The sequence below is a fragment of the Bacillus paramycoides genome, assembly GCF_038971285.1.
GTDB lineage: Bacteria > Bacillota > Bacilli > Bacillales > Bacillaceae_G > Bacillus_A.
The window spans coordinates 2624294-2648034 of sequence record NZ_CP152427.1 but is presented as its reverse complement, the minus strand read 5'-3'; the positions used below and the strand labels follow the sequence as shown (position 1 = coordinate 2648034).

The following is a 23741-nucleotide window of genomic DNA, read 5'->3' as shown; positions in this document are numbered from 1 at the left end:
TTCATTATAATTCCTTTATCCCATTTTTTGTTCCAATAATCGCTTTGCTAGTCATATTAACAAACAATCCTGTTTCAACTACGCCTGTAATCATTTTTAATTGCGTGTGTAAATTGGCAGGATTCGTTATGTTATGTGGGAATATGCAATCGATAATGATGTTATTGTTATCGGTAATAAACGTTTCATTATTTTTTAAACGTAACGTTGTTTGAAAACCTAAAGATTGAATTTTCCTTTCGGTTTGTTTCCATGAAAAAGGTATAATTTCAACAGGTAATGGGAAAGTACCTAAATGCGTTACGAGTTTCGATTCATCAGCAATGATAATTAGTTCTTTAGAGGAGGAGGCAACGATTTTTTCACGAAGTAATGCGCCACCACCACCTTTTATTAGTTGTAAATTTAAATTAATTTCATCGGCCCCATCAATTGTGAAATCGAGTATTTCAATTTCGTTTAAGGAGATTAATGGAATAGATAGTTGTTTAGCTAATGCTTCCGTTTCTTTTGACGTTGGTACAGCTTGAAATGATAATCCTTCTTTTACACGCTCACCTAATTTTTGTATCGTCCAATATACAGTAGAACCTGTGCCTAGCCCAACTGTCATTCCATCTTTTACAAAGTTAGCGGCATATTCACCTGCGAGTTGTTTTAAATGTAACATATTATTCTGCTGGACGTGGGCCTGCACCAAGACCTGAATTTTCTACTGTAAGTATAGGGCGAACGATTATATCTTTATGTACGTGCATTTGGCATGATAAACGTAAGTGATCTTCAATTCCTTTTTCCGTAATTGCATTTTTTTCATTAGAACTTGCTTCACAAAACTCACCTGCTATAATTTCTACTCTACAAGTAGTGCAGCGTGCTTTTCCGCCGCAGCGATGGAGAATGTTTACACCGTTATCTTCAATCGCTAATACTAACTTTGTGCCTTCTTTTACATCAAAAGTTCCTGCACCTTCAATTGTTAATTTTGGCAATTTTGTTCCTCCTCACGTAAAATTGTACATAACATATTTATGACCGCGAATTATTGAACATAAACATAATTTTTTTATATGCCCCGTAACTTTTTTATTTGTTGAATCGTTAATTAAGTAAGCGCTGAAAAGGAGTGGTTATTTTGTGCACAAAAGTAACTCATATTTTTAAAAATCATATCGATATGAATCATTCAAATATAGACTTTTTAATTGAGCAATACGGAGAGTTGAAAAGGTACTGTACATTTTTAACGAAAAATAAATGGGACGGCGAAGATCTTGCCCAAGAAACAATTTGTAAAGTTCTTCAAAAATATAGTAATAAAGATATTTGTATGACACTTGTATATAAAATAGCTAGAAATCGTTGGATAGATCAGATGAAATCAAAATCAGTTCATGAAAAAATAAAGGAACAAATTACTTTTGAAGAACCACAAGAGAACATTGCAGATTTGCATGAAATGGTAGAGAAAGTATTATCTTCATTAAATGTACAACAATCCGCGATTTTATTATTAAAGGATGTTTTTCAATTTAGTATCGCTGATATTGCTAAAGTATGTTCCGTATCGGAAGGTGCAGTGAAAGCTTCTTTATTTCGGAGTAGAAATAGGCTGAAAACTGTAAGTGAAGAAGGGATTGAGATAGTCGAATTCACAGATGATATTGACGTTGTAGTAACGTCTATTCGTGAGGAAAAGCCAGAATTGTTAACAAAGCTCCTTCCGACAATAGATTTTACTAAGTTACCATCTAAACAGCCAGTCTTATTATTTAATGCGAAAAAACCTTCTTCCTACAGTTGTATGCTTTTAGCAGCATAACAATTATTGGAGGGATATAAAATGAATGCAATTCCATATGTTGTAGAACAAACGAAATTAGGAGAACGTTCCTATGATATATATTCAAGGTTATTAAAAGACCGCATTATTATTATTGGTTCAGAAATAAATGATCAAGTAGCGAGCAGTGTCGTAGCTCAATTATTATTTTTAGAAGCGGAAGATGCAGAGAAAGATATATTTTTATACATTAATAGCCCAGGCGGATCAACGACAGCAGGTTTTGCCATATTAGATACGATGAATTTAATCAAACCAGATGTACAAACGCTATGCATGGGATTTGCAGCATCATTTGGTGCTTTGTTATTATTATCAGGTGCAAAAGGAAAACGATTTGCGCTACCTAACAGTGAAATTATGATTCATCAACCGCTTGGTGGTGCAAAGGGGCAGGCTACGGAAATTGAAATAACAGCAAAAAGGATATTGAAGTTAAAGCATGATATTAATAAAATGATTGCAGAAAAAACAGGGCAACCGATTGAAAGAGTAGCACATGATACAGAAAGAGATTATTTCATGACTGCAGAAGAAGCGAAAGCATATGGGATTGTAGATGATGTTGTTACGAAAAAATAAGATAAAACAGGCTAGAGGATACGATAATCCTCTAGCCTGTTTTTATTAATCCTTTATCCATTCATCGACTAAAGCTTGATTCTTTTTAATCCATTTTCGCGCTGCTTCTTCGGGATCTTTCGTTTTATTTAACTCGACCATTAATGTACCAAGTTGTTCATCGTTCATATTCCATTTGTCAAAGTATTTTATGATATCCGGATGATCTTTTTCGAAACCTTTACGAACAGAGTAATAAATGTCATCTTTTTCACCATATACTTTCTTAGGGTCTTTTAAATATTTTAAATCAAATTCTGAAAAGCCCCAATGCGGATTCCAAAGCGTAACAGCGATTGGTTTCTTTTTCGTATATGCTTTCTTTAATTCACTCATCATCGCAGCCTCAGAAGATTGGACAAGTTTTAGTTTAATATCATATTCTTTCATCGCCTTATTTGTTAAATTCATTAAACTGCTGCCAGGTTCGATTCCGACAATTTTGTTATCTAGTTCATCTTTATGTGCATTCAAATCTTCAATACTGTTTATGTTTTTCACATAAGAAGGGACAACTAAACCTAGTCCGGTTCCTTCATACCATTTTGATTTTAAGACAATATCATCTTTATAACGATCGTTTAGAGGTTTATCTGTTACGGGTAGCCATACTTCTAAATTAGCATCAACATCACCGCGAGCAACACCAGTCCAAATTGCCGCTTTTTCTAAATACATAAGCTCAACTTTGTAGCCTTTTTGTTCTAATAGAACTTTCCACATGTTTGCAGTTGCAATATTTTCTTTCCAACTTGTTACACCTAGTTTAATTTTTCCTTTCGAATTTGCATTTGTTGCATTACATGAAGAGAAAATCATAGTAATAAATAATGCAAGGCATATAAGCCATATTTTCTTTCTCATTGAGAACCTCCTAAGAAACGTTTGCCTTTTTAAATAAATGTATAAGTAAGCATTCTTATTATGAACGGAAATGAGAATTTTAAAGAAATTTTAGGAATGTCATTTTTATGTAATATTTCTTTGTAAAATCGCAACACTATGTGAATAGATGGGTAGAAAAGGAGTAGTGACATGGATAATACAAAGGTGCGTGTTGAAAACGTAACAAAAGTATTTGGGAAACACCCGCAAAGGGCGCTTACTTTATTAAAAGAAGGGAAAAGTAAATCGGAAATTTTAAAAGAGACGGGAATGAACGTTGGTGTGAAAAAGGCAACGTTTGAAGTATACTCTGGAGAAATTTTCGTTATTATGGGTTTGTCTGGTAGTGGCAAATCAACTCTAGTTCGAATGCTTAATCAATTAATCAAACCGACAGCAGGACACATATACATAGATGGTGAAGACATCGCAACAATGGGAAAAGATGAGTTACGAAGAGTGAGAAGAACAAAAATGAGTATGGTGTTTCAAAAGTTCGCTTTATTTCCTCATCGTACAGTTATACAAAATGTAGCGTACGGATTAGAAATTCAAGGAGTTCCAGTAGAGGAACGAGAAAATAGGGCGTTGGAATCATTGAAGTTAGTAGGGCTTGATCATCATAAAGATAACTATCCAAGTCAACTGAGTGGTGGTATGCAGCAGCGTGTTGGTATTGCGAGAGCACTTACGAATGATCCAGATGTTTTACTTATGGATGAGTCATTTAGTGCATTAGATCCACTGATTCGAAAAGAAATGCAAGATGAGCTGTTAGAGTTACAAGATAAAATGGAAAAAACAATTATCTTTATTACGCATGATTTAGATGAAGCCCTTCGAATTGGTGATCGAATTGCGTTAATGAAAGATGGAGAGGTTGTCCAAATTGGAACGCCGGAAGAAATTATGATGAGTCCTGCGAATGAATTTGTAGAGAAGTTCGTGGCGGACGTGAATTTAGGAAAAGTTATTACGGCGGAATCTATATTAAAACGACCAGAGACATTATTAATTGACCGTGGACCACGTGTAGCACTTCAAATTATGAGGAACGCGGGCGTTTCAACTGTGTATGTTGTTAACAAAAAGTATGAGTTTTTAGGGATATTAACGGCAGATGATGCGAGTAAAGCCGTTCAAAAACAGTGGCCGATTGCTGATTTATTACTTACCGATATCCCGCATGTGTATGTAGATACTTTACTGGAAGAAACGTATGCGAAAATGGCAGAAATGAAATATCCGTTGCCAGTAATTGATGAGAAGAAAAGGCTAAGAGGAATTATTAAACGCGAAAGTGTCATTCAAGCTCTTGCAGGTAATATTGAGGAAGAGGTGAAAGACGATGAATAATATACCACGTATTCCTTTAGGGGAATGGGTTGATTCATTTGTTGCAAGTTTATATGAGCACCTTGAAGGCTTATTCCGAGGATTTTCTTATATTATCGGTGGATTCGTTGATTTACTCACTAATTTTTTAACAATAATACCGGCCATATTGATGATTATTATCCTATGTTTCCTCATTTGGTACACAACGAGAAAGGTATCTTTAATCATTTTTACACTGATCGGTTTATTATTTATTTTAAATATTAACTATTGGGCACAGACGATGCAAACATTAGCGCTCGTACTTACATCAGTGATTATTTCAATTATTGTCGGAATCCCAATCGGAATTTTAGCTTCTCAAAATGAACGCTTTTCAAAATTTTTAAAACCGACATTAGACTTTATGCAAACAATGCCGGCTTTCGTATATCTTATTCCTGCAATTACATTTTTCGGAGTAGGTGTAGTACCTGGGATTATTGCATCAGTAATCTTTGCAATGCCGCCGACAATTCGTTTTACTGACTTAGGAATTAGACAAGTTCCAGAAGATTTAATAGAAGCAGCGAATGCTTTTGGCTCTACTGCATCACAAAAATTATTTAAAGTACAATTACCACTCGCAACTGGAACGATCATGGCTGGTGTAAACCAAAGTATTATGCTTTCTTTATCGATGGTAGTAACAGCATCTCTTGTAGGAGCACCAGGTCTTGGAGTTGATGTATACCGCTCTGTAACACAAGTAAATATCGGAATGGGATTTGAAGCCGGACTAGCTATTGTTGTCATTGCGATTATACTAGACCGCATTACACAAGGATTTCATCAAAAAAGAAGATAAAAGGAAAACACACTTTATTATACAAAGTGTGTTTTTTGTTTGAATAAATTACATACGAACAATGACAGAGCCGCCAGCTGGGGCACAAACTTGGCTTTGTTGTTGTTCCATTGATTTAATTAAATGATTATTTTCTTCGATTAATGAGATTAATTTCGCTAATTGATTTTCAAGACTTACAATACGCTGCATCATATATTGTGAATCATGATGTAGTGTATTCCTTACGGGAGGGGCGGAATACACATATTGTTGATTTATATTTGGATTCCAATGAGGATGCATTTGAATCGTTCCTCCTTCAATAAATTACGAAGCTTTCTTATAGTAAATGCCTATATACAATTAATGGTTACTTGAAATTTTTTCATTATAAAAGGAGTATGTACAGAAAATGGAAAATATTATATGTGAAGTTAAAGTGCATTTTTTGGAAATATTCAAGTGAGATAGTGAATATATTAATACATTCAAGTAAGTGTATGTTATTTAGGGAGAAATGATGGGAGGAGATGCAATTTTGGCTAAAAATAATAAAAGGAATGATGCCTTGGCAATGGGTATTGGTATAGGGGGTGTAATCGGTGTGTTTCAGGGGTTCTTTACTAATAGTTTAGTAATCGGAATTGTGATAGGGATTGTAATTGGAATTGTGTTTTTGAAGAAATAGTGAGATGTAAATTTATTTAAAAAATCGCTTCGTTAAATGAATGAATTTTCGGAATATAAATCCTGTTTTTCCTTTTTTATGATATTATATATGAAAAGGTTGGTGAGCGAATATGTATACAACAAATAATAGACAATGTTCATGGGTTGGAAATAAGAAGATGTGTTTAGATGAAGTTTCAGTAAAACAATATGGTGATATCGTACTCGGTACATATGGCGGGAATATAAGCGCCGGAGCAAAAAAGAATGAAGATGGCGCGTTAGTTTGGTCAAATGGTGATTGGGAATTTGCAGCTATTTTAGATGGACATAATAGTGCGGAAAGTGTTGATTTAGTAGTAAATACAATCCAACAAGAGTATGAAAATATAAAAGTAATGATGAATGAATCGATTGATACAGTATTTCGATCTGTCGAAAATCATCTACTTACAATCTTTCAATCCCCCTCATTTAAAGAAAAGTGCAAAAGAGTAAAAGGTGAAACAGCGTGCTTACTATGTGTAAGAAAAGAAAACTACATATGGTGGTTATCTATTGGCGATTGTTTAGTTTATGTATTTCATGAAGAGTTACATAAGTTAGGACAATATACATTAAATCAACGCCATTTTTACGAATGGATTGGAAATGTAAATACCTTTGATTTATCTGTACCTTGCTATTCAACAGGAATTCGTGAATTACGTACTGGGAAGAATCGAATTGTAATGGTTACAGATGGAGTATTAGAATGCGGGGGACGACACTATGAAACACCATTAAATCTGTATAATGATATGAATAGAAATATAATAGACCTTGAAGAAAGTGTTCATCATGTATTAGAACATGTCCATCATCAATTCGGACGAGATAGTGCGACAATTATTAGTTGGGACGTTGAAAACAAAGAGAATGCTACTTATCCGAGTGATCAGCCGGATAAAAGATAAAGGAGGGGACATCACTGCTTTTAGCTAAAGGGATTTTATTAGTATTATGGATTATATTCTTAGTTGTTTTGGAAAAAGTAGTGAGAAAAAAATTAAATATACCGAAACAAACTGACTGGAATAGTAAATATGTAAATAAAGCTCATAAATGGGGCACTAGGGCTCTTATCATTTCTTATATAATTGTTACGATGATATGTGCCACTTTAAATCCTATTTATATTAGTAATTTACCCATACTATTTTTAATAACTTTATACTGCTTTCAATCATATATGGAGTGGAAATATGATAAAGAATCCAGGGAATATGTCATTTCTTTAGGCACAGTTCCATTATTAATAATAACAGGAATTATGATTAATCTTTTCTTTTATAGTTATTGGATTTAATGCTATGTGGAATGAATGGGGAGACAAAATGAAAATACCTAAATTACGTACTGAAGTAATGATTTTAAATGAAGATCATTCTAAAGTACTTGTTCAATGTGATGAGAATGAATTATTTTATCGTTTTCCAGGCGGTTCTATTGAATTTAGTGAAACTGCAAAAGAAGCGATAATACGAGAATTAATGGAAGAATACGATTTGAAGATTGATGTCCAAGAATTAGCCATTGTAAATGAGCATATTTTTGAGTGGAACAACGAAAAAGGACATCATTGCACATTGATACATAGGGGGACTCTTCAAGAGAGAATGACAAATGAAATAAGACATAAAGAATATGAGGATATTATATTAATTTGGAAAAGTATAAATGAATTAAAGGAGAAGCCCACTTATCCTAAAGGAATTGTAAGTTATTTAGAAGAGAATAACCGTAATATAGTCCACTCTATTTCTAAAAATAATTAAAGTAATAGGAGGGGGATAACAATGGACATTTCTACAACCTTGATTATTATTATTGGACTGGCTATAGGTGGTTACTTATTAGAACAGTTTTTAAGAATAAAATTAAATGTGGAGAAAAGAGGCTTCTTTGGATATAAGCATGTGAATAGTTTACATGTAAAAATAGAAATAGGGCTTATTATTATTTATGTAATAAGTAGTTGTTATTATATGTTTAAATTTGAAAACGCTAAAATGGCTTATGTCATGTTCGTTTATTTAGGGATATCATTGACTTTAAGAGCATGGATGGAATGGAAATATGATAGAAAATCAAAAGAATATATACTTTCGATAACGGGAATGGTTGCTTTTATATTGATGCTCTCAATACTATTTTATTTTGTTCCACCTGCTGCATAATAAGGTGATTATTAATGGTACAAATAAAGAGTTAACTAATAAATAGGAAACCATTTACTACTAAATGGTTTCTTATTTAAATTTATCATTTATTTTGGCTAATATGGATGTAATGAAATTCGTTTTATCCTCTGCATATTGATGTTTATCATTAGGGTTAGCTTGTGAAAGTTGAATCTTTAACTGTTCATACTGGATACGAGAAGTTTTGTTGTTTATTAAGTAATCTCTGAATTGTAATTGCTCTATTAAATATATATTTCCTTGTTCATACATATGAATTTGATGAGTTCTTGGCTCTCCTTTATTAAAATAGTATCGTTCAGGTAGTACGTCTTTTCTATATTTATAGTTTAGTAGTTCTAACTTTTTAATACATGTTAAACCGTCCTTATAATCTTTTAGTTCGATTGCAATATCAATAATTGGCTTTGCGCTTAAATGTGGAATAGAGGTACTACCAATGTGGTGTATCGCTAAAATATGTTCGCCAATTTGTTCCTCAATGAATTGTTTCTCTTTCATATATTCAATTTCCCATTGTTCAGTCCACGGAACTAAAAATACTTTTCCATATGGTAAACCTAACATTTAATTCGGACCCCTTTCAAAATGGTTTCAAAAGTCTATTACATTTTCTTAAAGGTTTTCAATACAAGATATTCCCACAATCTCCAAGGAAGAATCTTCTTCGCAAAGATCATAAATTTTACACCTTTTCCAATCGGATATCGTAAATTCGTACTCCTAGATTCAGCAATTTCTACAATTTTATTAGCAACATCTATCGGATTGCCAAATGTATCACTGCCGCTATTAATATGTTTTTGTATTTTATCCATATATTCTTTGTAAGGAGAAGTAGTATCAGATTGGTTTGTAGCTAGTTGTTTACCAACTTCCCATATGTTCGTGTTATAAGAACCAGGTTCCACTAAAGCAACATCTATTCCGAAAGGCTTTACTTCTAAACGAAGGGATTCACTCCAGCCTTCTAATGCATATTTTGAAGAAACATAAGGGGATAGACCAGGGAATCCGACTTGGCCGCTAATACTACTTATATTAATGATTTTGCCGCTTTTTTGTTCTCTCATATAAGGTAATACAAGTTGAGTAATTGATATAGCTCCAAAAAGGTTCGTTTCAAATTGTTTACGGTATTCCTCTACTGGAATTTCTTCTACAAAGCCCCCATTTGCATATCCTGCGTTATTAATAAGTAGATCTACTCTATTTATTTCTTTTATATATAATTGAAAGTTATGTATAGAGTTTTGATCGGTTACATCTAATTGTTGAACTGTTATGTTTTGCTGCAAGTTGAGTTGAGTAGCCTGAGATATTAAGTTCACTTGTTTTTCAAGGTTCCTCATTGTAGCGATAACGAAATAATCTTTTTTTGCGAGTTCCAGTGTAGTTAATAGTCCAAATCCACTTGAGGCTCCTGTAATAATTGCGACTTTTTTGTTCATTTTCTGCCAGCTTTCTTTTTCTTTTATCATAACGAGTTATGATAAGAAAATCTATTATTCTTACATTTTCTTTGAGAGCTATTCATGTTAATTCTATATACTATTAGATTTTTAAAAGAGGGAATGATACGGACTTATCGTATATAGAGAAGTGAGTATGAATACGTTAATGAAATGAGGGAAGAAAAATGGCCCATGTGAAAGATGTATTAGCAGATCAATTATTGGCGAATGCAAACGATCCCAGTTGGTATATTCCATTTTCAGATGCAGTGAAAGATTTATCAGAGAGAGAAGCTTTCTGGAAACCGAATGAAGAGAGTAATAGTATAGTTGAAATTGTACAACACTTACTGTATTGGAACTCAACGTGGCAAACTAGATACAAAGAATCAAATGTGAATGCCGTGCCCGCAATTGGTGATAATAATAAAAGTTTTATGCTTTCAGATAATAAATCTTTCGATGAATTAAGAGAAAAACTACTAGAGAAACTGTTACTATGGCAAAAGCTAATAAATAAAGAAAAGGTTGAAAGTGATGTGGTTGGATTTCCGGTATGTGCAAAGTGGTGGGAAGTGCTAGCAAATGTCACAACTCATAATGCTTATCATATAGGTCAAATTATTTACATCCGGAAGTTACAGAAGAGTTTTGATCATGAATAAAATAATAATTCTCAAACTAGGTGAAAAAAAGTGGACAAAACGAGACATCTGTCTCGTTTTGTCCACTTTTTTATTTTGAAAGAAAAGAGAAAAGCTATTAAATCAAGGATTAGAATTTGGCACAGTACTTGCAATATAAAAGATGAACAAGAAAATAGGAGGGCTGAACATGTTAAAAACAACTGAAAGTAAAGGGAATGAAATTACGAAAGAAAAAGCTCGTTGGATGTATGAAAAAATGTTAGAAATTCGTAAGTTTGAAGATAAGGTACATGAATTATTCGCGCAAGGCGTTCTGCCAGGTTTCGTTCATTTATACGCAGGTGAAGAAGCAGTAGCAGTTGGTGTATGTGCCCACTTAACGGATCGTGACAGTATTACAAGTACGCATAGAGGACATGGGCATTGTATCGCAAAAGGCTGTGATTTAAACGGGATGATGGCTGAACTTTTTGGGAAAGCGACAGGGTTATGTAAAGGGAAAGGCGGTTCCATGCATATTGCTGATTTAGATAAAGGAATGCTTGGTGCAAATGGGATTGTAGGCGGAGGTTTTCCACTTGCTTGCGGCTCAGCATTAACAGCTAAATATAAAGGAACAAAAGATGTAAGTGTTTGTTTCTTCGGTGACGGAGCAAATAATGAAGGCACATTTCATGAAGGGGTTAATTTAGCTGCGATTTGGAAGTTACCAGTTATTTTTATCGCAGAAAATAACGGTTACGGTGAAGCAACGACATTTGAATATGCTTCAAGTTGTGATTCCATTGCAGATCGCGCGAAAGCTTACAATATTCCAGGTGTTCAAGTGGATGGAAAGGACTTGCTTGCAGTGTATAAAGCGGCGGAAGAAGCAGTAGAACATGCGCGTAATGGCGGTGGTCCAACAATAATTGAATGTATGACATATCGTAATTACGGTCATTTCGAAGGTGAAGCACAAACGTATAAAACTTCAGAAGAAAAAGAAGAACATTTAAATGAAAAAGATGCGATTGTGAATTTCCGTAAGCATTTAATTCATGAAGCTTTATTAACTGAATCTGAGCTTGTAGAGATGGAAAAGGCAGTAGATGAAGCAGTGCAAAAATCAATTGAATTTAGTGAAAATAGTCCATATCCAGAGGATGAAGAGTTATTAAAAGATGTATACGTTTCTTACAAATAAGAGGAGGGTGAAAATAATGACTAGAACAGTAAGTATGTCAACTGCAATTAATGAAGCGATGAAAATTTCAATGCGTCGTGATGAAAACGTAATTTTAATAGGAGAAGATGTTGCAGGTGGTGCACAAGTGGATCACTTGCAAGATGATGAGGCATGGGGCGGTGTACTCGGTGTTACGAAAGGACTTGTACAAGAGTTTGGCCGAAATCGTATTTTAGATACTCCAATTTCAGAAGCAGGTTATATGGGAGCGGCGATGGCAGCTGCGGCAACAGGACTACGTCCGATTGCTGAATTAATGTTTAATGATTTTATCGGTAGTTGTCTTGATCAAGTATTAAACCAAGGTGCAAAGTTCCGCTATATGTTCGGTGGTAAAGCGAAAGTGCCAGTTACAGTACGTACGATGCATGGTGCTGGTTTTAGCGCAGCGGCACAACATTCGCAAAGTTTATATGCGTTGTTTACGAGCATTCCAGGTATAAAAGTTGTCGTTCCTTCTACTCCGTATGACGCAAAAGGATTATTATTAGCGGCAATTGAAGATGATGACCCAGTAATCTTCTTTGAAGATAAAACACTTTACAATATGAAAGGTGAAGTGCCGGAAGGGTACTATACAATTCCATTAGGAAAAGCAGATATGAAACGTGAAGGTTCTGATGTAACAATTGTCGCAATTGGAAAACAAGTTCATACAGCACTTGCAGCTGCTGAGCAATTATCGAAAAAAGGACTTGAAGTAGAAGTAATCGATCCACGTTCTTTATCACCGCTTGATGAAGATATGATTTTAGCATCTGTTGAAAAAACAAATCGCCTTATTGTTATTGATGAAGCAAATCCAAGATGTAGTATCGCAACAGATATTGCGGCAATTGTAGCGGATAAAGGATTTGATTTGTTAGATGCACCTATTAAACGAATTACAGCACCACATACACCAGTTCCATTCTCTCCACCACTTGAAAAGTTATATTTACCAACGCCGGAGAAAGTAATTGAAACTGTATCAAAAATGATCGGAGACCAATCTTTATTACATGTGTAATGAAACGATGAGAAGGGAGAGAGAAACATGGCTGTAGAAGTTGTAATGCCGAAGTTAGGTATGGCGATGAAAGAAGGTATTATTACGAGCTGGAATATTAAAGCAGGCGATCATGTAGCCAAAGGTGAACTAATTGCTAGTATTAATTCGGAAAAAATCGAAACTGAAATAGAAGCACCAGCAGATGGAACTGTTCTTGATATAGCTGTAAGTGAAGATGAGGGAGTTCCACCTGGCACTGTCATTTGCTATATCGGTAAGCCGAACGAAAAAGTAGACGTCTATGAAAGTAAAAATATTGTAGAAGAAAAAATACCTAACCCTAAGCCTGAAAATGTCCAACATCCAGAACCATATGCGAAAGAAGTGGCGAAGCAAAGAATCAAAATTTCACCTGTAGCGAAGAAAATTTCAAAGTCTGAAAATTTAGATATCAAGGCATTAGTTGGTACAGGCCCTGGCGGAAGGATTACAAAAGTAGACGTATTAAAAGCGATTGAAGAAAGAGTAATAATTCCAGAAGTACTTGAACAAGAAGAAAGCAAAGTCATTCCTGTTACTGGTATACGAAAAGCAATTGCGAACCGTATGCATGCAAGCTTACAAAATAGTGCGCAATTAACATTAACGATGAAAGTGGATGTTACAGATTTAGTAGCTTTACATAAAGAAATAGCGGAAGTTGTACAAGAACGGTACGATAACAAACTAACTATCACGGATTTCGTTTCTCGTGCTGTTATATTAGCGCTTAAAGAGCATAAAGAGATGAACAGTGCTTATATAGATGATGCCATTCATCGATTTGAACATGTTCATTTAGGCATGGCGGTCGCGTTAGAAAAAGGACTAGTCGTTCCAGCTATTCGCTTTGCAAATAATCTATCTTTAGTAGAACTATCTAAAGAGATTAAGAATGTGGCACAAAAGGCACGAGCAGGCAGTTTAAGTAGTGATGATATGCAAGGAACAACCTTTACAATTAGTAATTTAGGTAGCTTCGGTATTGAATATTTCACGCCAGTATTAAATACACCTGAAACTGGTATTTTAGGTGTAGGTGCAATTGAACACGTTCCTGTATATAAAGGAAAAAAATTAAGAAAAGGAAGTATGTTACCTTTAAGTTTAACATTCGATCATCGTGTATTAGATGGTGCACCAGCAGCTGCATTTTTACGCACAATTAAACGTTATTTAGAAGAACCTGTAACAATTCTTTTATAAAGAGAAGGTGAGAGAATGAGTAAACTAGTCGTTATTGGAGGTGGGCCTGCTGGTTATGTAGCAGCAATTACCGCGGCTCAAAGTGGGAAAGAAGTCACTCTTATTGATGAAGCTGATCTTGGCGGGACTTGTTTAAATGTTGGTTGTATGCCTACGAAATCATTGTTAGAAAGTGCAGAAGTGCATGACATTGTGAGAAAAGCGAATCACTATGGAGTTATGCTTAACGAAGGAAGTATTTCAGTTGATTGGAAGCAAATACAGGCGAGGAAATCACAAATCGTAACGCAGCTCGTCCAAGGAATTCAATATTTAATGAAGAAAAATAAAATAAAAGTTATACAAGGTAAAGCGAGATTTGAAACGGATCATCGTGTGAGAGTTACACACGGTGATAAAGAAATTGTAGTAGATGGAGAACAGTTCATTATTGCGGCAGGTTCAGAACCGACTGAATTACCTTTTGCTCCATTTGATGGGAATTGGATTTTAAATAGTAGCCATGCAATGTCCCTAGAAAATATACCGAAATCATTATTAATCGTTGGTGGTGGTGTAATAGGGTGCGAGTTTGCAAGTATTTATAGTCGGCTTGGAACAAAAGTTACGATTGTTGAAATGGCACCGCAATTATTACCTGGTGAAGATGGAGATATCGCACAAATATTAAAAGAGAAACTGGAAAATGATGGCGTAGAAATATTTACAGGAGCAGTTTTAAAAGGATTAAATAATTATAAGAAGCAGGCTTCATTTGAATATGAAGGAAGTATCCAAGTAGTCAATCCGGAATTTGTTCTCGTTTCTGTCGGTCGAATACCACGTGTACAAAAATTAGATTTAGAAAAAGCAGGTGTTCAATTTTCAAATAAAGGGATTGCTGTGAATGAACATATGCAAACAAATGTATCACATATTTACGCAGCAGGTGATGTGATTGGCAGAATCCAGCTTGCTCACGTTGCCTTCCATGAAGGAACTACGGCAGCATTACACGCGAGTGGAGAAGATGTAAAAGTAAACTACCATGCTGTACCTCGCTGTATTTATACAGCTCCAGAAATTTCTAGTGTCGGTTTAAGTGAAAAATTAGCAAGAGAGCAATATGGTGATATTCTTATCGGAGAGTTTCCTTTTTCAGCAAATGGAAAAGCGCTTATTATTGGAGAACAAACGGGTAAAGTAAAAGTTATTGTAGAGTCTAAATATCAAGAAATTTTAGGGATTTCTATTATCGGTCCTCGTGCAACCGAACTGATTGGACAAGGAACCGTAATGATTCATACAGAAGTTACTGCCGATATTATGAGAGATTATATTGCAGCGCATCCAACTTTATCTGAAGCGCTTCATGAAGCGTTATTGCAAGCGATAGAACATGCTGTACATGCTTAAATAGAAATATAATAAACCACTATTCTCTAAATGAAAGAGAGAATAGTGGTTTGAATTTTTATAGAAGAAATGAAATACCTTGTTACTATTTAATTTCAATAGCTGAAGTTTTATCGTTCCATTCAGCAGATAAATTAGCAGTTTTACCATACCAATCAGCGTGTTTAAATAAAACACCTTTTCCTAATCCTTGTGTAGAAGTATGCTCCCAAAGTGTCGTTGAATAACTTGCAGAAGGTGACGCCGTACTTACAGAAGAAATTCTATCGTTCCAGCTAGATGGTAAGTTTTTAAAGCCGCTGCTCCAGTAAATGTATTGTCCACCTTTATTTATATGTTCATAAAAATCTGTACTACCAGCGCCGCTACCTAAAGGATTAATTTTATTTTTAAGTGCTTTTTTATCCTTTTCAATATAAGTATCCAATGTTTCTCTACTAGTAAAACCGTAAGCTAACCAATCTCCATTTTCATTTTGCTCTGGTAATACCATAGTAATTTGGATATCTTTCTTATCCTGATCACTTAATTTTAAAAGTGAATTAACATTCTGTTCATCCACTTTTAAATAATCAAAAGACTTAATTGTGTTACCTTTTTCTTCAGCACTTGCTACCCCTAGTCCTCCAGTTAATGCAAATCCTGCTACTAATGTACCCGCTACTAATTTTTTAAACATATAACCATCCCTTTTTATTTAGATTTTTGTACAGGTGAATTCTTTGTACTAGTAAAATGTATGCTAATTATAGATTATTGTAAATATTCAGAAGTTTTAGAAATAAAAGGCGGAATATTTACATTTTTGCATTTTTTCTTTAGAAAAAATAGTTATTGGAATGATATAATAAATAGATGTATCGCTTTTGTTGGATGTTAAAATATTTTTGGAGGAAAGCCTTTGAAGTATTTCAATAAAGATTGGTATAAAGAAATGCAAGTGTCTGGATTTTTAATTTTCCCAGAAACAGTAGAAGAATGGGAAGAGATGTTACGAGAGAGCGAAAAGGTAGGAATAGATTATAAGCAATGTTTAAGAGAAGACGTGGAAGAAAAGAAAGAAGATTTATTAAAGTTTCTACCTAATTCATTACATCCATACATTCATGACAATACAATTAATTCAGAATACCCATCGGAAAAGTTAAAGAAACTTATGCTGGATTGGACTGAAGATTATGAGAAAAGAATGAATGATTTAGAACAAGCTTGTATAGATAATTATAATATTATAAAAGAAAAACTCGCGCAGAACGTCGTTAAACTACATGAATACTCACTACATGATAGTGTGGTCAAATCAGTAGAGAGATTATCAAAAGATACGCTAATTATTACTTTGGATTGCAGCGGTACGTTCAGTGAATTTGATAAACTGCAAGTAACTTTTACAGGGGTAACGAAATGTTCTATTCCGGAAGATTTTGAAGATGCTTGGTGGTTATGTCATGAAATAGATCTTACGAATGAAGGGTTCGAATTGGGTGTTTTATTTGATTGTCCATTTGAAGAAGTGACGATTTGTGCAAAAGACGTATTGCTTGAGATAAGTAACTAGTAAACTTTATAACTTTACAAACAAAAAACAGTCTTATAGGACTGTTTTTTATTTAGATGCTAAATTATCAAGTTTCCAATATGTATTTGTTAACGGCGCAGCTTTGCTATCTATGTATAAATACATATTATTTAAATCTTTTGGTGAAGTTTTCATATTAAATTCAATGTCGCTAGTTAAAGAAAACTCAGATGGAACCTTTTTAGCATTTTCATTTTGTATAACTTCACCTTCGTATTTTTTACCCGTTTTTTCATCTTTTATGAAATATTTTATTTCTGAAAGATCTATCGTTTGTCCGTCAGCACGAGCGTTATTTATAGTAACGCGAGCTGTGAGACGCCACTCTTTGTCTATTTTTTCGAATTTAGCATTTTCAACAGTCGCTCTATAGTATCCATTTTTAACTATTTCCCCATAGTGCATTGCATTCTTTTCAAGAGCGCTCTTTTCTTGTTTCGGTGCAGTATTCCCATTACATCCTGCCATAAGTCCTGTAAATAATAATGTTGTACAAGTTACTTTCATTAAAGATTTCATAGTAATTCCTTTCTGTGTTAAAAAGTAAAACATAGGAATAATTTTACATGAATAGGAAGGTAAATGGAAGTGTATTTGCGGAATATGCAAATATACATTTATTTAGTTGTCAAGTCAACGGGATAGAAAGAGGGAAAAAGCTGAATAAAACAGAGTGAATAAGAATTGAAAAATTGTAAAACGGAAGGGACATGCATATAATTAAAATAAAGATGAAGTTTCAGAATCTTCAATAACGGCGGTGGGTACATGTTTACTGAAGAGCGTAGAGAGAAAATTTTAGAGTTACTTAAGAAAAACGGAAGGGTAATTGCTAAAGATCTTGCGGAAAGTTTCGATATGTCTATTGATTCTATAAGAAGAGATTTATCTATTATGGAGAAGGATGGCTTGTTAAAAAGAACGCATGGAGGTGCAATCGAACTTACTAGAGTAAGAAATTTAACTGCTGAACCATCGAAACGTTATCGTGATAGGTCACTAGGTGAAGAAGCGATTGCGAAAGTTGCTGTATCCTACATACAAGAAGGAGATTCCGTTTTTATTGGCGGGGCATCTATTCATTATGCGATGTTAAAGTATTTACCTGAAACATCATTTACAGTGATTACAAATGCTTTAGAAATTGCTAGTAAGTTAAGGGAGTATAAGAATGTAGAAACGTATTTAATTGGTGGAAAGGTGAAATCATCAGGAAATATGACAGATACACTTGCCTCTGAAATGATCAATAGATTATCTATTGATCTGTATTTCTCTACAGGTGGCGGCATTTCATTGAATGGTATAAGTACTGCAACGCCGGAAGTTGCTTATTTTGGAAAAACAGTAAGTAAAATTGCTAGAAGAAATATTTGTTTAGCTCCGCATACTAAACTTGGAAGAGATTGCTTTATTAAAGGAGAGTCACTGAGAGAAATTGAACTTATAATAACAGATGAAGAGGCTCCTAAAGAAATGATTCAACAATTTGAGAAACAAGGCAAAGAAATTTTGATAGCATCAATAGACTGCATTTAAAAGGAGTTTAAAATGATTATAAAAGAACAAGAGTTTCATATAAATGGATTAACTTACATAATTCGTTCAGCAGCTGAAACGGATGCGGAGCAATTATCGAAGATTAGAGTTCAGATCGATGGCGAAACTGAAAATATGGATAGAGAAGCTGGAGAGGGATTTATAGATAAGATAGGTTTTCAAAAAATAATAAAAGCAGATAGTGAAGAGGTGAAGAATCTCTTTTTAGTTGCAGAAGTGCACAACCAAATCGTAGGATTCTCAAGATGTGAAGGATCAAATTTGAAAAAATTATCCCATAAAGTAGAGTTTGGCGTTTGTATTTTAAGAGAGTTTTTGGGATATGGAATCGGTAAGAGTCTCTTGCGACAATCTATTCAGTGGGCTAATGAAAATGAAGTGAAAAAGATATCATTACAAGTGTTAGAGACAAATGAAAAAGCCATTCAGCTGTATAAAAAATTAGGTTTTGAAGTAGAAGGTATTTTGAAACATGATAAAAGACTGTCGGATGGGAAGTATTATAATACGGTTGTAATGGGAAGATTCATAAAAGAGGTGTAGTGGAATGTTTTACAGAAGGAAGTACTATATAGTAAAGAATGAATTTGTAGAAACATTTAATGAGCATTTTACTAACACGAACTTGCCCAATCAATTAAAGCATGGTTCCAGGTTAATAGGACGCTGGATGAAAGATAATAATGATGGCACAACAGAAATATTCGCCATATGGAAATATGATAGTTATGACCAGTATAAAGACATTGAATCGAAAATTAGAAACGACAAGATACATGTTAACAGAATACATGATTGGTATGAAAAACATGGCGGAAGAGAATATGTTTTACAGAAGTACATATTAGAGTTAAAAAATGAAGAGTTAGTATATACTGTAAAGTAATTGAGGAGTGATGCATAATGGGAATGAAAACAAAATTATATTTTAGTTTAGCATCCACTACTTTATTTGCAATAGCGTTGATAGTTTTCTTTATAAACGGCAATCCACAAAAGTGGTTTTGGTTATGTATTTTCTTTGCGTCTATCATACAAAATATAGTTTTACTAAAAAAGAATAAAGAAGCGCATTAAGATATTCAAATTATTAACATATTTGTGTCGTCTTTCTAGATTTATTGAAAACGCTTTTATACAGTTTTATAATAAAAGTATGTTTTTACAGATCTCCAAAACAATGAATAGGGAGATGATACAATGTTAGCTTCACCGTTTTACTTACATACATGGAAAAAGTTTGTTGATGAAGGAGTCCTTGATTCAAATCGTATTAACAAAAGAATTTCAGAGTCATGGCATCGATGTAAACAAGCAAATGTGAATCCTCATATGAATAAAGGTCAGAAAATTTTGTCTTCTAATATTTTTCAGGATCAAAAGAAAAAGAGTGAAATCTTCCTAGATATAGCAATACCTCAAATGCAAAATATGAGAAAAACCATTGATGAACTGCAAATGATGGCATTATTAATTGATCCAGACGGTTACGTTCTATCGTTAAGTGGAAATCGACAAACGTTGAAACGAGCGAAACACATTAACTTCATTGAAGGTGTGAAATGGACGGAAGCAGCTGTTGGTACAAATGCGATAGGAACCGCGTTACAGATTGAAGAGGCTATTATGATAAGTGGTACAGAGCATTATTCTGTCGCATCTCATAGCTGGAGCTGTGCGGCTGCTCCCATTCATAATGATGATGGGAAATTAATTGGAGTTCTAGATTTCTCCTGTCTAATTGAATTTTCACATCCGTACATGCTCGGGATGGTAACTTCGATTGCACATGCGATTGAACGTGAATGTAGTATTCGAGTGCATCAAAATGAATTACATTTAATCCATCGTTTTTTAGATGTAATTGACAGTGATGAACAAGTTGTTATTTGTAATCATCGTGATGTTATCGTTTCTGCAAGCAAGAAGGTTCGAGAACGAGTTTCTAATTGGTCACGAATGAAACTTGAAGATTTAATGCAAAATGGATTGAAACCTAAATTAGAGGTACCAGTATATAGTAATGATAGAATGATCGGGAAATGTATTTATGTAAAGGAAAATAAACAAGGAAATGTATTTTCTACTTCCCCATTTATAAACGGAATTACGTTCCCTGGAGTTATTGGGACAAGCGATGCATTTCAACATACTTTAGAAGAAATTAAGCTAGTATCTCCAACTGACGCTAGTGTATATGTTTGTGGTGAAACAGGTGTAGGGAAAGAATATGTTGCGAGAGCAATTCATGAAAATAGTCCAAGAAAAAATGGTCCTTTTATAGCTGTTAACTGCGGTTCATTGCCAAAAGAATTAATGGAAAGTGAATTGTTCGGTTATGCTGAAGGTGCATTTACAGGTGCACGGCGCCACGGATATAAAGGGAAATTTGAACAAGCAGACGGTGGTACAATATTTTTAGATGAAATTGGTGAAGTGCCAGCAGAGATGCAAGTCGCATTATTGCGTGTTTTACAAGAACGAACAGTAACCCCAATTGGCAGTTCAAAAGAGATACCAGTAAATATTCGTATTATTACTGCGACACATAAAGATTTATTGCGATTAGTAGAAGAAGGGAAATTCCGTCAAGATTTATATTATCGTTTACATGTTTATCCACTATATGTTCCATCGTTAATAGAAAGAAAAGAAGATATTCCGTACTTCATACAAGATTTTTGTAGACGAAAGAATTGGAATGTTGCATTTCCAAAGAGCATTTGTAATCAACTTTTACAGCATACATGGCCCGGAAATATTCGAGAATTATTAAATGTATTAGAACGCATATACATTTTGTCACAAGGACGGCAAATATGCGAAAAACAAATTTCTTTTTTATTACAAACAATGATGGGAAATCAACATCAACTTAAATTGCAAATTGAGAAAAAAGCAGATCATACATTAACTTTCCGTGAAAGAATACAACGTGATAGCATGATTGAAGCGCTAGAAAAGACGAACGGAAATGTTTCGTTAGCTGCAAAACTGTTAGATGTACCTCGAAGTACATTTTATAAACGAATGCAGAAATATAAGCTATAAAGTAGATTTTTGTAATCTACTTTTTCTTTGTGAGCTCATGTTCTGTCGGAATCTGCGCTTACCGGGGAAATAATAAAATAGTTAGAAATAAATTTCCGAAAGGGGGACTTATGTGAAGTATATTGAAATTGGTATTGGAAATAGGTGGTTCGTTCGAACAGAACTAGAAAATAAAGATGGAACTGAACTTGAGGAACGAGGAATTATAAAACCTATTTATTTTGAGTCTTTATATGTACGAATTTGGTTTCGGAAAACGTGTTTTATTTTTGATATGAAAGAAGGGTTTAAAAAAGTTAAAAAGAGGAGGATTGAATATAAATTTATAGTTGGGATTGTAAGTAGAATGAATAAAGAAAAGGTGTGCTAACATACGCAGTTATATTGGCTAGGAAATCCTTTGGACTTATATCAAATTCATAAAAAGTAATGTTGTAAATATAAATTGTTAATAAAGCCGCTAAGGAAACTTAGCGGCTTCTTTTATAGGAGGGATTTACGTATGAATAGAATCTTAACGATTTTACTTGCAATTATAATAATGGGGTATTCCATTTATAGTTGGGATGATGCTTCGAAACAAAGTGTACTAATTTTACAAACGCTTTTAGGATGTATGTTAGTTAGTATGGGGGTACAAAATTTCAAAAATAAAGAAAAAGAAAATAGGAGTATAGGAATTGTTTTACTACTTGTTGCTGTATTTTTAATTATTGTATCGTTTATAAAATATTTTAAATGAATACGTACTTAAATTACTGAAAAATGATTTTCTTATTACAATAAGTATTCTCACAATAAAAGTTAAAATTCTACTTGTATTTCACTATATAAAATATGGCATAATGATTTAGTTAATATAGAATTGGATAGGGTATTTGAGAGGGGCAGTTTAATGAGTTTCGCACTAGAAATAGTAATAAAAGCACCAATTGATGTAGTTTGTGACTATATTGTAGAAGATGAAAAAATAAAAGAATGGAATACGTTTATAATAGAAAATCGTTATCCTTCAAATATGGATAAAGAGAATCCATGTGTAGGAGATAAATATATCTCTGTTCAAAAAGTCGGTAAGAAAATAATTGAGGCAGAAGTAGAAATCATTGAATACGATGCACCACATATTATTTCACTAGGAAGTGAAATGAAGCAAGGTTATTCAGCGATGACTTATATGTTAGAAGAAGATGAGGAAGGTACAGCACTAACATTAATTTCAGAATATGAACCTAGTAATTTTTATTATAAAATTATGTATAAGTTAACAGGCTGGATATCACGAGGTATAACTATGGAACAAATAGAGCGTCTAGCAGAGTGTGTAGAAACTGCTTATAATAAAGAAATTTAATATTAGTTACCGTATCCAGATAAAATATTTTTATAAATGTAAAATAGCACACCTTATTTATTGAAGGTGTGCTATTTATATAACCCCGTTGTATACATTTCTGTCAATGTATGTACTATCTCTTCTAACTCTAATTTTTTATCATTTTTCACAATCGTCCAAAGAAACATCTCATTCATTGCGAACCAAGCACGTGCTACAATTTCTTTATTTAATTCAGGCTGTGCTAATCCATTTTCTTGAGAGTATGTAATATCCTGCGTAATATTGTTTATAAAGCGTTCCCGTATCTCGTCCCATTTTTGACGTATCTCTTTTGATAATCCGATCGCTTCTTCTACTACTAGTAAAATAGCTCGCTCTTTCTTTGCTAGTTGCAGAAATGCTCTAACTTGATTTTGAATCATTTTATGTGCTTCTTCTTTTGTTTGAGGCGAAAAGGAGCGCTCGGCAATATCATAAAATTGATTCATGACATCTTCCATTAAAACGATGAGGAGGTCATCTTTGTTTTTAAAGTATACATATGCCGTGCCATAACCGGTTTCTGCATGTTTAATAATTTGTGTAATTGTCGTTTTTTGAAATCCGTTACGTATAAAAATAGTGTAACCAGAGTGTAATAGTTTCTTCTTTGTTTCTAAGGAGCGGTGTTTTCTTGATGAAAGAGTACTGTTTTTCAAAGAACCACCTCTTTATACTGAAATATCTGAAAATATAACTGTATTGTAAAAGAAATTCATATATAAAGTCAACTGACATAATATCATTGACGTTATATCAACTAAGGTGATATATTTCAATTAGTT

At 33.8% G+C, this 23741-nt stretch carries 32 protein-coding genes; 23 read left to right on the top strand and 9 right to left on the bottom strand.

What is annotated here, in order from left to right:
• Window positions 1-4 precede the first annotated feature (4 nt).
• Window positions 5-670, bottom strand: a complete 666-nt coding sequence (gene rpiA, locus AAG068_RS13670) for a ribose 5-phosphate isomerase A (RefSeq protein WP_342714618.1) — start codon at window positions 668-670, stop codon at window positions 5-7.
• Window position 671: 1 nt separating this feature from the next.
• Window positions 672-992, bottom strand: coding sequence for a 2Fe-2S iron-sulfur cluster-binding protein (locus AAG068_RS13665; protein WP_342714617.1), 321 nt, complete (start codon window positions 990-992; stop codon window positions 672-674).
• 143 nt (window positions 993-1135) lie between these two features.
• Between AAG068_RS13665 and AAG068_RS13660 the strand changes: the two genes are divergently transcribed.
• Window positions 1136-1822 (top strand): RNA polymerase subunit sigma-70, encoded by a 687-nt coding sequence (locus AAG068_RS13660; RefSeq protein ID WP_342714616.1) that lies wholly within the window; start codon window positions 1136-1138, stop codon window positions 1820-1822.
• A 21-nt stretch (window positions 1823-1843) separates the two neighbouring features.
• Window positions 1844-2425 carry an ATP-dependent Clp endopeptidase proteolytic subunit ClpP gene (clpP, locus tag AAG068_RS13655; protein ID WP_000991609.1) on the top strand — a complete coding sequence of 194 codons (582 nt, stop codon included), beginning with the start codon at window positions 1844-1846 and terminating at the stop codon, window positions 2423-2425.
• A 45-nt stretch (window positions 2426-2470) separates the two neighbouring features.
• On the opposite strand, the gene AAG068_RS13650 is transcribed toward clpP, so the two are convergent.
• Window positions 2471-3328, bottom strand: coding sequence for a glycine betaine ABC transporter substrate-binding protein (locus AAG068_RS13650; RefSeq protein ID WP_342719692.1), 858 nt, complete (start codon window positions 3326-3328; stop codon window positions 2471-2473).
• A 171-nt stretch (window positions 3329-3499) separates the two neighbouring features.
• On the opposite strand from AAG068_RS13650, the gene AAG068_RS13645 reads away from it, so the two are divergent.
• Entirely contained in the window at window positions 3500-4705 is a 1206-nt protein-coding gene (locus AAG068_RS13645; RefSeq protein ID WP_342719691.1) for a quaternary amine ABC transporter ATP-binding protein, read from the top strand.
• Window positions 4698-5534, top strand: coding sequence for an ABC transporter permease (locus AAG068_RS13640; RefSeq protein ID WP_001059838.1), 837 nt, complete (start codon window positions 4698-4700; stop codon window positions 5532-5534). The genes AAG068_RS13645 and AAG068_RS13640 overlap by 8 nt, the downstream gene beginning before the upstream one ends.
• A 48-nt stretch (window positions 5535-5582) precedes the next feature.
• On the opposite strand, the gene AAG068_RS13635 is transcribed toward AAG068_RS13640, so the two are convergent.
• Entirely contained in the window at window positions 5583-5819 is a 237-nt protein-coding gene (locus AAG068_RS13635; protein ID WP_342719690.1) for a hypothetical protein, read from the bottom strand.
• Between the two features lie 217 nt (window positions 5820-6036).
• On the opposite strand from AAG068_RS13635, the gene AAG068_RS13630 reads away from it, so the two are divergent.
• The 5 genes from AAG068_RS13630 to AAG068_RS13610 all read left to right on the top strand — a co-directional run bounded on the left by AAG068_RS13630 (window position 6037) and on the right by AAG068_RS13610 (window position 8404).
• Entirely contained in the window at window positions 6037-6204 is a 168-nt protein-coding gene (locus AAG068_RS13630) for a septum formation initiator (RefSeq protein ID WP_342719689.1), read from the top strand.
• A 112-nt stretch (window positions 6205-6316) separates the two neighbouring features.
• On the top strand, window positions 6317-7141 hold the full coding sequence (locus AAG068_RS13625; protein WP_342719688.1) for a PP2C family serine/threonine-protein phosphatase: 825 nt from the start codon (window positions 6317-6319) through the stop codon (window positions 7139-7141).
• A gap of 68 nt (window positions 7142-7209) precedes the next feature.
• Window positions 7210-7533 (top strand): DUF4181 domain-containing protein, encoded by a 324-nt coding sequence (locus AAG068_RS13620; RefSeq protein ID WP_342719687.1) that lies wholly within the window; start codon window positions 7210-7212, stop codon window positions 7531-7533.
• 28 nt (window positions 7534-7561) lie between these two features.
• Window positions 7562-8002: an NUDIX hydrolase gene (locus AAG068_RS13615; protein WP_342719686.1), complete on the top strand. Its 441-nt coding sequence runs from the start codon at window positions 7562-7564 to the stop codon at window positions 8000-8002.
• A gap of 21 nt (window positions 8003-8023) precedes the next feature.
• Window positions 8024-8404, top strand: a complete 381-nt coding sequence (locus AAG068_RS13610; protein WP_342719685.1) for a DUF4181 domain-containing protein — start codon at window positions 8024-8026, stop codon at window positions 8402-8404.
• Between the two features lie 72 nt (window positions 8405-8476).
• Here AAG068_RS13610 and AAG068_RS13605 read toward each other — a convergent pair whose 3' ends face one another.
• On the bottom strand, window positions 8477-8995 hold the full coding sequence (locus AAG068_RS13605; protein WP_342719684.1) for a GrpB family protein: 519 nt from the start codon (window positions 8993-8995) through the stop codon (window positions 8477-8479).
• A gap of 38 nt (window positions 8996-9033) precedes the next feature.
• Window positions 9034-9879, bottom strand: a complete 846-nt coding sequence (locus tag AAG068_RS13600; RefSeq protein ID WP_342719683.1) for an oxidoreductase — start codon at window positions 9877-9879, stop codon at window positions 9034-9036.
• A 188-nt stretch (window positions 9880-10067) separates the two neighbouring features.
• Here AAG068_RS13600 and AAG068_RS13595 point away from each other — a divergent pair, with 188 nt between their 5' ends.
• From AAG068_RS13595 to lpdA, 5 genes are all read left to right on the top strand, one after another.
• A complete protein-coding gene (locus tag AAG068_RS13595; RefSeq protein ID WP_342719682.1) occupies window positions 10068-10547 on the top strand; it encodes a DinB family protein in 480 nt (159 codons plus the stop codon).
• Between the two features lie 169 nt (window positions 10548-10716).
• Window positions 10717-11715, top strand: coding sequence for an acetoin:2,6-dichlorophenolindophenol oxidoreductase subunit alpha (acoA, locus tag AAG068_RS13590; protein WP_342719681.1), 999 nt, complete (start codon window positions 10717-10719; stop codon window positions 11713-11715).
• A gap of 16 nt (window positions 11716-11731) precedes the next feature.
• Complete coding sequence (gene acoB, locus AAG068_RS13585; RefSeq protein ID WP_342719680.1) at window positions 11732-12766, top strand: acetoin:2,6-dichlorophenolindophenol oxidoreductase subunit beta; 1035 nt, start codon at window positions 11732-11734, stop codon at window positions 12764-12766.
• Between the two features lie 27 nt (window positions 12767-12793).
• Window positions 12794-13993 carry a dihydrolipoamide acetyltransferase family protein gene (locus AAG068_RS13580; protein WP_342719679.1) on the top strand — a complete coding sequence of 400 codons (1200 nt, stop codon included), beginning with the start codon at window positions 12794-12796 and terminating at the stop codon, window positions 13991-13993.
• Window positions 13994-14008: 15 nt separating this feature from the next.
• On the top strand, window positions 14009-15388 hold the full coding sequence (gene lpdA / locus AAG068_RS13575) for a dihydrolipoyl dehydrogenase (RefSeq protein ID WP_342719678.1): 1380 nt from the start codon (window positions 14009-14011) through the stop codon (window positions 15386-15388).
• Window positions 15389-15473: 85 nt separating this feature from the next.
• Here lpdA and AAG068_RS13570 read toward each other — a convergent pair whose 3' ends face one another.
• Complete coding sequence (locus AAG068_RS13570) at window positions 15474-16067, bottom strand: hypothetical protein (RefSeq protein WP_342719677.1); 594 nt, start codon at window positions 16065-16067, stop codon at window positions 15474-15476.
• Window positions 16068-16289: 222 nt separating this feature from the next.
• On the opposite strand from AAG068_RS13570, the gene AAG068_RS13565 reads away from it, so the two are divergent.
• Window positions 16290-16946: a DUF4085 family protein gene (locus AAG068_RS13565; RefSeq protein WP_342719676.1), complete on the top strand. Its 657-nt coding sequence runs from the start codon at window positions 16290-16292 to the stop codon at window positions 16944-16946.
• A gap of 48 nt (window positions 16947-16994) precedes the next feature.
• Here AAG068_RS13565 and AAG068_RS13560 read toward each other — a convergent pair whose 3' ends face one another.
• A complete protein-coding gene (locus AAG068_RS13560; RefSeq protein ID WP_342719675.1) occupies window positions 16995-17486 on the bottom strand; it encodes a hypothetical protein in 492 nt (163 codons plus the stop codon).
• Window positions 17487-17735: 249 nt separating this feature from the next.
• Here AAG068_RS13560 and AAG068_RS13555 point away from each other — a divergent pair, with 249 nt between their 5' ends.
• The 8 genes from AAG068_RS13555 to AAG068_RS13520 all read left to right on the top strand — a co-directional run bounded on the left by AAG068_RS13555 (window position 17736) and on the right by AAG068_RS13520 (window position 22932).
• Complete coding sequence (locus AAG068_RS13555) at window positions 17736-18506, top strand: DeoR/GlpR family DNA-binding transcription regulator (protein WP_342719674.1); 771 nt, start codon at window positions 17736-17738, stop codon at window positions 18504-18506.
• A 12-nt stretch (window positions 18507-18518) separates the two neighbouring features.
• Window positions 18519-19070: a GNAT family N-acetyltransferase gene (locus tag AAG068_RS13550; RefSeq protein WP_342719673.1), complete on the top strand. Its 552-nt coding sequence runs from the start codon at window positions 18519-18521 to the stop codon at window positions 19068-19070.
• A 4-nt stretch (window positions 19071-19074) separates the two neighbouring features.
• On the top strand, window positions 19075-19413 hold the full coding sequence (locus AAG068_RS13545) for an NIPSNAP family protein (RefSeq protein ID WP_342719672.1): 339 nt from the start codon (window positions 19075-19077) through the stop codon (window positions 19411-19413).
• A 17-nt stretch (window positions 19414-19430) separates the two neighbouring features.
• The gene (locus AAG068_RS13540; protein WP_342719671.1) at window positions 19431-19604 is read left to right on the top strand and encodes a hypothetical protein; all 174 of its coding nucleotides are present in this window, start codon (window positions 19431-19433) and stop codon (window positions 19602-19604) included.
• Between the two features lie 123 nt (window positions 19605-19727).
• On the top strand, window positions 19728-21578 hold the full coding sequence (locus AAG068_RS13535) for a sigma-54-dependent Fis family transcriptional regulator (RefSeq protein WP_342719670.1): 1851 nt from the start codon (window positions 19728-19730) through the stop codon (window positions 21576-21578).
• A gap of 112 nt (window positions 21579-21690) precedes the next feature.
• A complete protein-coding gene (locus AAG068_RS13530) occupies window positions 21691-21948 on the top strand; it encodes a DUF3977 family protein (RefSeq protein WP_342719669.1) in 258 nt (85 codons plus the stop codon).
• Between the two features lie 132 nt (window positions 21949-22080).
• Window positions 22081-22320: a YczI family protein gene (locus AAG068_RS13525; protein WP_342719668.1), complete on the top strand. Its 240-nt coding sequence runs from the start codon at window positions 22081-22083 to the stop codon at window positions 22318-22320.
• A gap of 153 nt (window positions 22321-22473) precedes the next feature.
• A complete protein-coding gene (locus AAG068_RS13520; protein WP_342719667.1) occupies window positions 22474-22932 on the top strand; it encodes an SRPBCC domain-containing protein in 459 nt (152 codons plus the stop codon).
• Window positions 22933-23003: 71 nt separating this feature from the next.
• Here AAG068_RS13520 and AAG068_RS13515 read toward each other — a convergent pair whose 3' ends face one another.
• Window positions 23004-23615, bottom strand: coding sequence for a TetR/AcrR family transcriptional regulator (locus AAG068_RS13515; protein WP_342719666.1), 612 nt, complete (start codon window positions 23613-23615; stop codon window positions 23004-23006).
• Window positions 23616-23741: the final 126 nt, after the last annotated feature.

Excerpts from the sequence above, each read along its gene's own strand:
- rpiA (WP_342714618.1), bottom strand. The coding sequence starts at position 670 with ATGTTACATTTAAAACAACTCGCAGGTGAATATGCCGCTAACTTTGTA.
- clpP (WP_000991609.1), top strand. The coding sequence starts at position 1,844 with ATGAATGCAATTCCATATGTTGTAGAACAAACGAAATTAGGAGAACGT.
- AAG068_RS13650 (WP_342719692.1), bottom strand. The coding sequence starts at position 3,328 with ATGAGAAAGAAAATATGGCTTATATGCCTTGCATTATTTATTACTATG.
- AAG068_RS13645 (WP_342719691.1), top strand. The coding sequence starts at position 3,500 with ATGGATAATACAAAGGTGCGTGTTGAAAACGTAACAAAAGTATTTGGG.
- AAG068_RS13640 (WP_001059838.1), top strand. The coding sequence starts at position 4,698 with ATGAATAATATACCACGTATTCCTTTAGGGGAATGGGTTGATTCATTT.
- AAG068_RS13635 (WP_342719690.1), bottom strand. The coding sequence starts at position 5,819 with ATGCATCCTCATTGGAATCCAAATATAAATCAACAATATGTGTATTCC.
- AAG068_RS13630 (WP_342719689.1), top strand. The coding sequence starts at position 6,037 with ATGGGAGGAGATGCAATTTTGGCTAAAAATAATAAAAGGAATGATGCC.
- AAG068_RS13625 (WP_342719688.1), top strand. The coding sequence starts at position 6,317 with ATGTATACAACAAATAATAGACAATGTTCATGGGTTGGAAATAAGAAG.
- AAG068_RS13615 (WP_342719686.1), top strand. The coding sequence starts at position 7,562 with ATGAAAATACCTAAATTACGTACTGAAGTAATGATTTTAAATGAAGAT.
- AAG068_RS13610 (WP_342719685.1), top strand. The coding sequence starts at position 8,024 with ATGGACATTTCTACAACCTTGATTATTATTATTGGACTGGCTATAGGT.
- AAG068_RS13605 (WP_342719684.1), bottom strand. The coding sequence starts at position 8,995 with ATGTTAGGTTTACCATATGGAAAAGTATTTTTAGTTCCGTGGACTGAA.
- AAG068_RS13600 (WP_342719683.1), bottom strand. The coding sequence starts at position 9,879 with ATGAACAAAAAAGTCGCAATTATTACAGGAGCCTCAAGTGGATTTGGA.
- AAG068_RS13595 (WP_342719682.1), top strand. The coding sequence starts at position 10,068 with ATGGCCCATGTGAAAGATGTATTAGCAGATCAATTATTGGCGAATGCA.
- acoA (WP_342719681.1), top strand. The coding sequence starts at position 10,717 with ATGTTAAAAACAACTGAAAGTAAAGGGAATGAAATTACGAAAGAAAAA.
- acoB (WP_342719680.1), top strand. The coding sequence starts at position 11,732 with ATGACTAGAACAGTAAGTATGTCAACTGCAATTAATGAAGCGATGAAA.
- AAG068_RS13580 (WP_342719679.1), top strand. The coding sequence starts at position 12,794 with ATGGCTGTAGAAGTTGTAATGCCGAAGTTAGGTATGGCGATGAAAGAA.
- lpdA (WP_342719678.1), top strand. The coding sequence starts at position 14,009 with ATGAGTAAACTAGTCGTTATTGGAGGTGGGCCTGCTGGTTATGTAGCA.
- AAG068_RS13570 (WP_342719677.1), bottom strand. The coding sequence starts at position 16,067 with ATGTTTAAAAAATTAGTAGCGGGTACATTAGTAGCAGGATTTGCATTA.
- AAG068_RS13560 (WP_342719675.1), bottom strand. The coding sequence starts at position 17,486 with ATGAAATCTTTAATGAAAGTAACTTGTACAACATTATTATTTACAGGA.
- AAG068_RS13555 (WP_342719674.1), top strand. The coding sequence starts at position 17,736 with ATGTTTACTGAAGAGCGTAGAGAGAAAATTTTAGAGTTACTTAAGAAA.
- AAG068_RS13550 (WP_342719673.1), top strand. The coding sequence starts at position 18,519 with ATGATTATAAAAGAACAAGAGTTTCATATAAATGGATTAACTTACATA.
- AAG068_RS13545 (WP_342719672.1), top strand. The coding sequence starts at position 19,075 with ATGTTTTACAGAAGGAAGTACTATATAGTAAAGAATGAATTTGTAGAA.
- AAG068_RS13540 (WP_342719671.1), top strand. The coding sequence starts at position 19,431 with ATGGGAATGAAAACAAAATTATATTTTAGTTTAGCATCCACTACTTTA.
- AAG068_RS13535 (WP_342719670.1), top strand. The coding sequence starts at position 19,728 with ATGTTAGCTTCACCGTTTTACTTACATACATGGAAAAAGTTTGTTGAT.
- AAG068_RS13525 (WP_342719668.1), top strand. The coding sequence starts at position 22,081 with ATGAATAGAATCTTAACGATTTTACTTGCAATTATAATAATGGGGTAT.
- AAG068_RS13520 (WP_342719667.1), top strand. The coding sequence starts at position 22,474 with ATGAGTTTCGCACTAGAAATAGTAATAAAAGCACCAATTGATGTAGTT.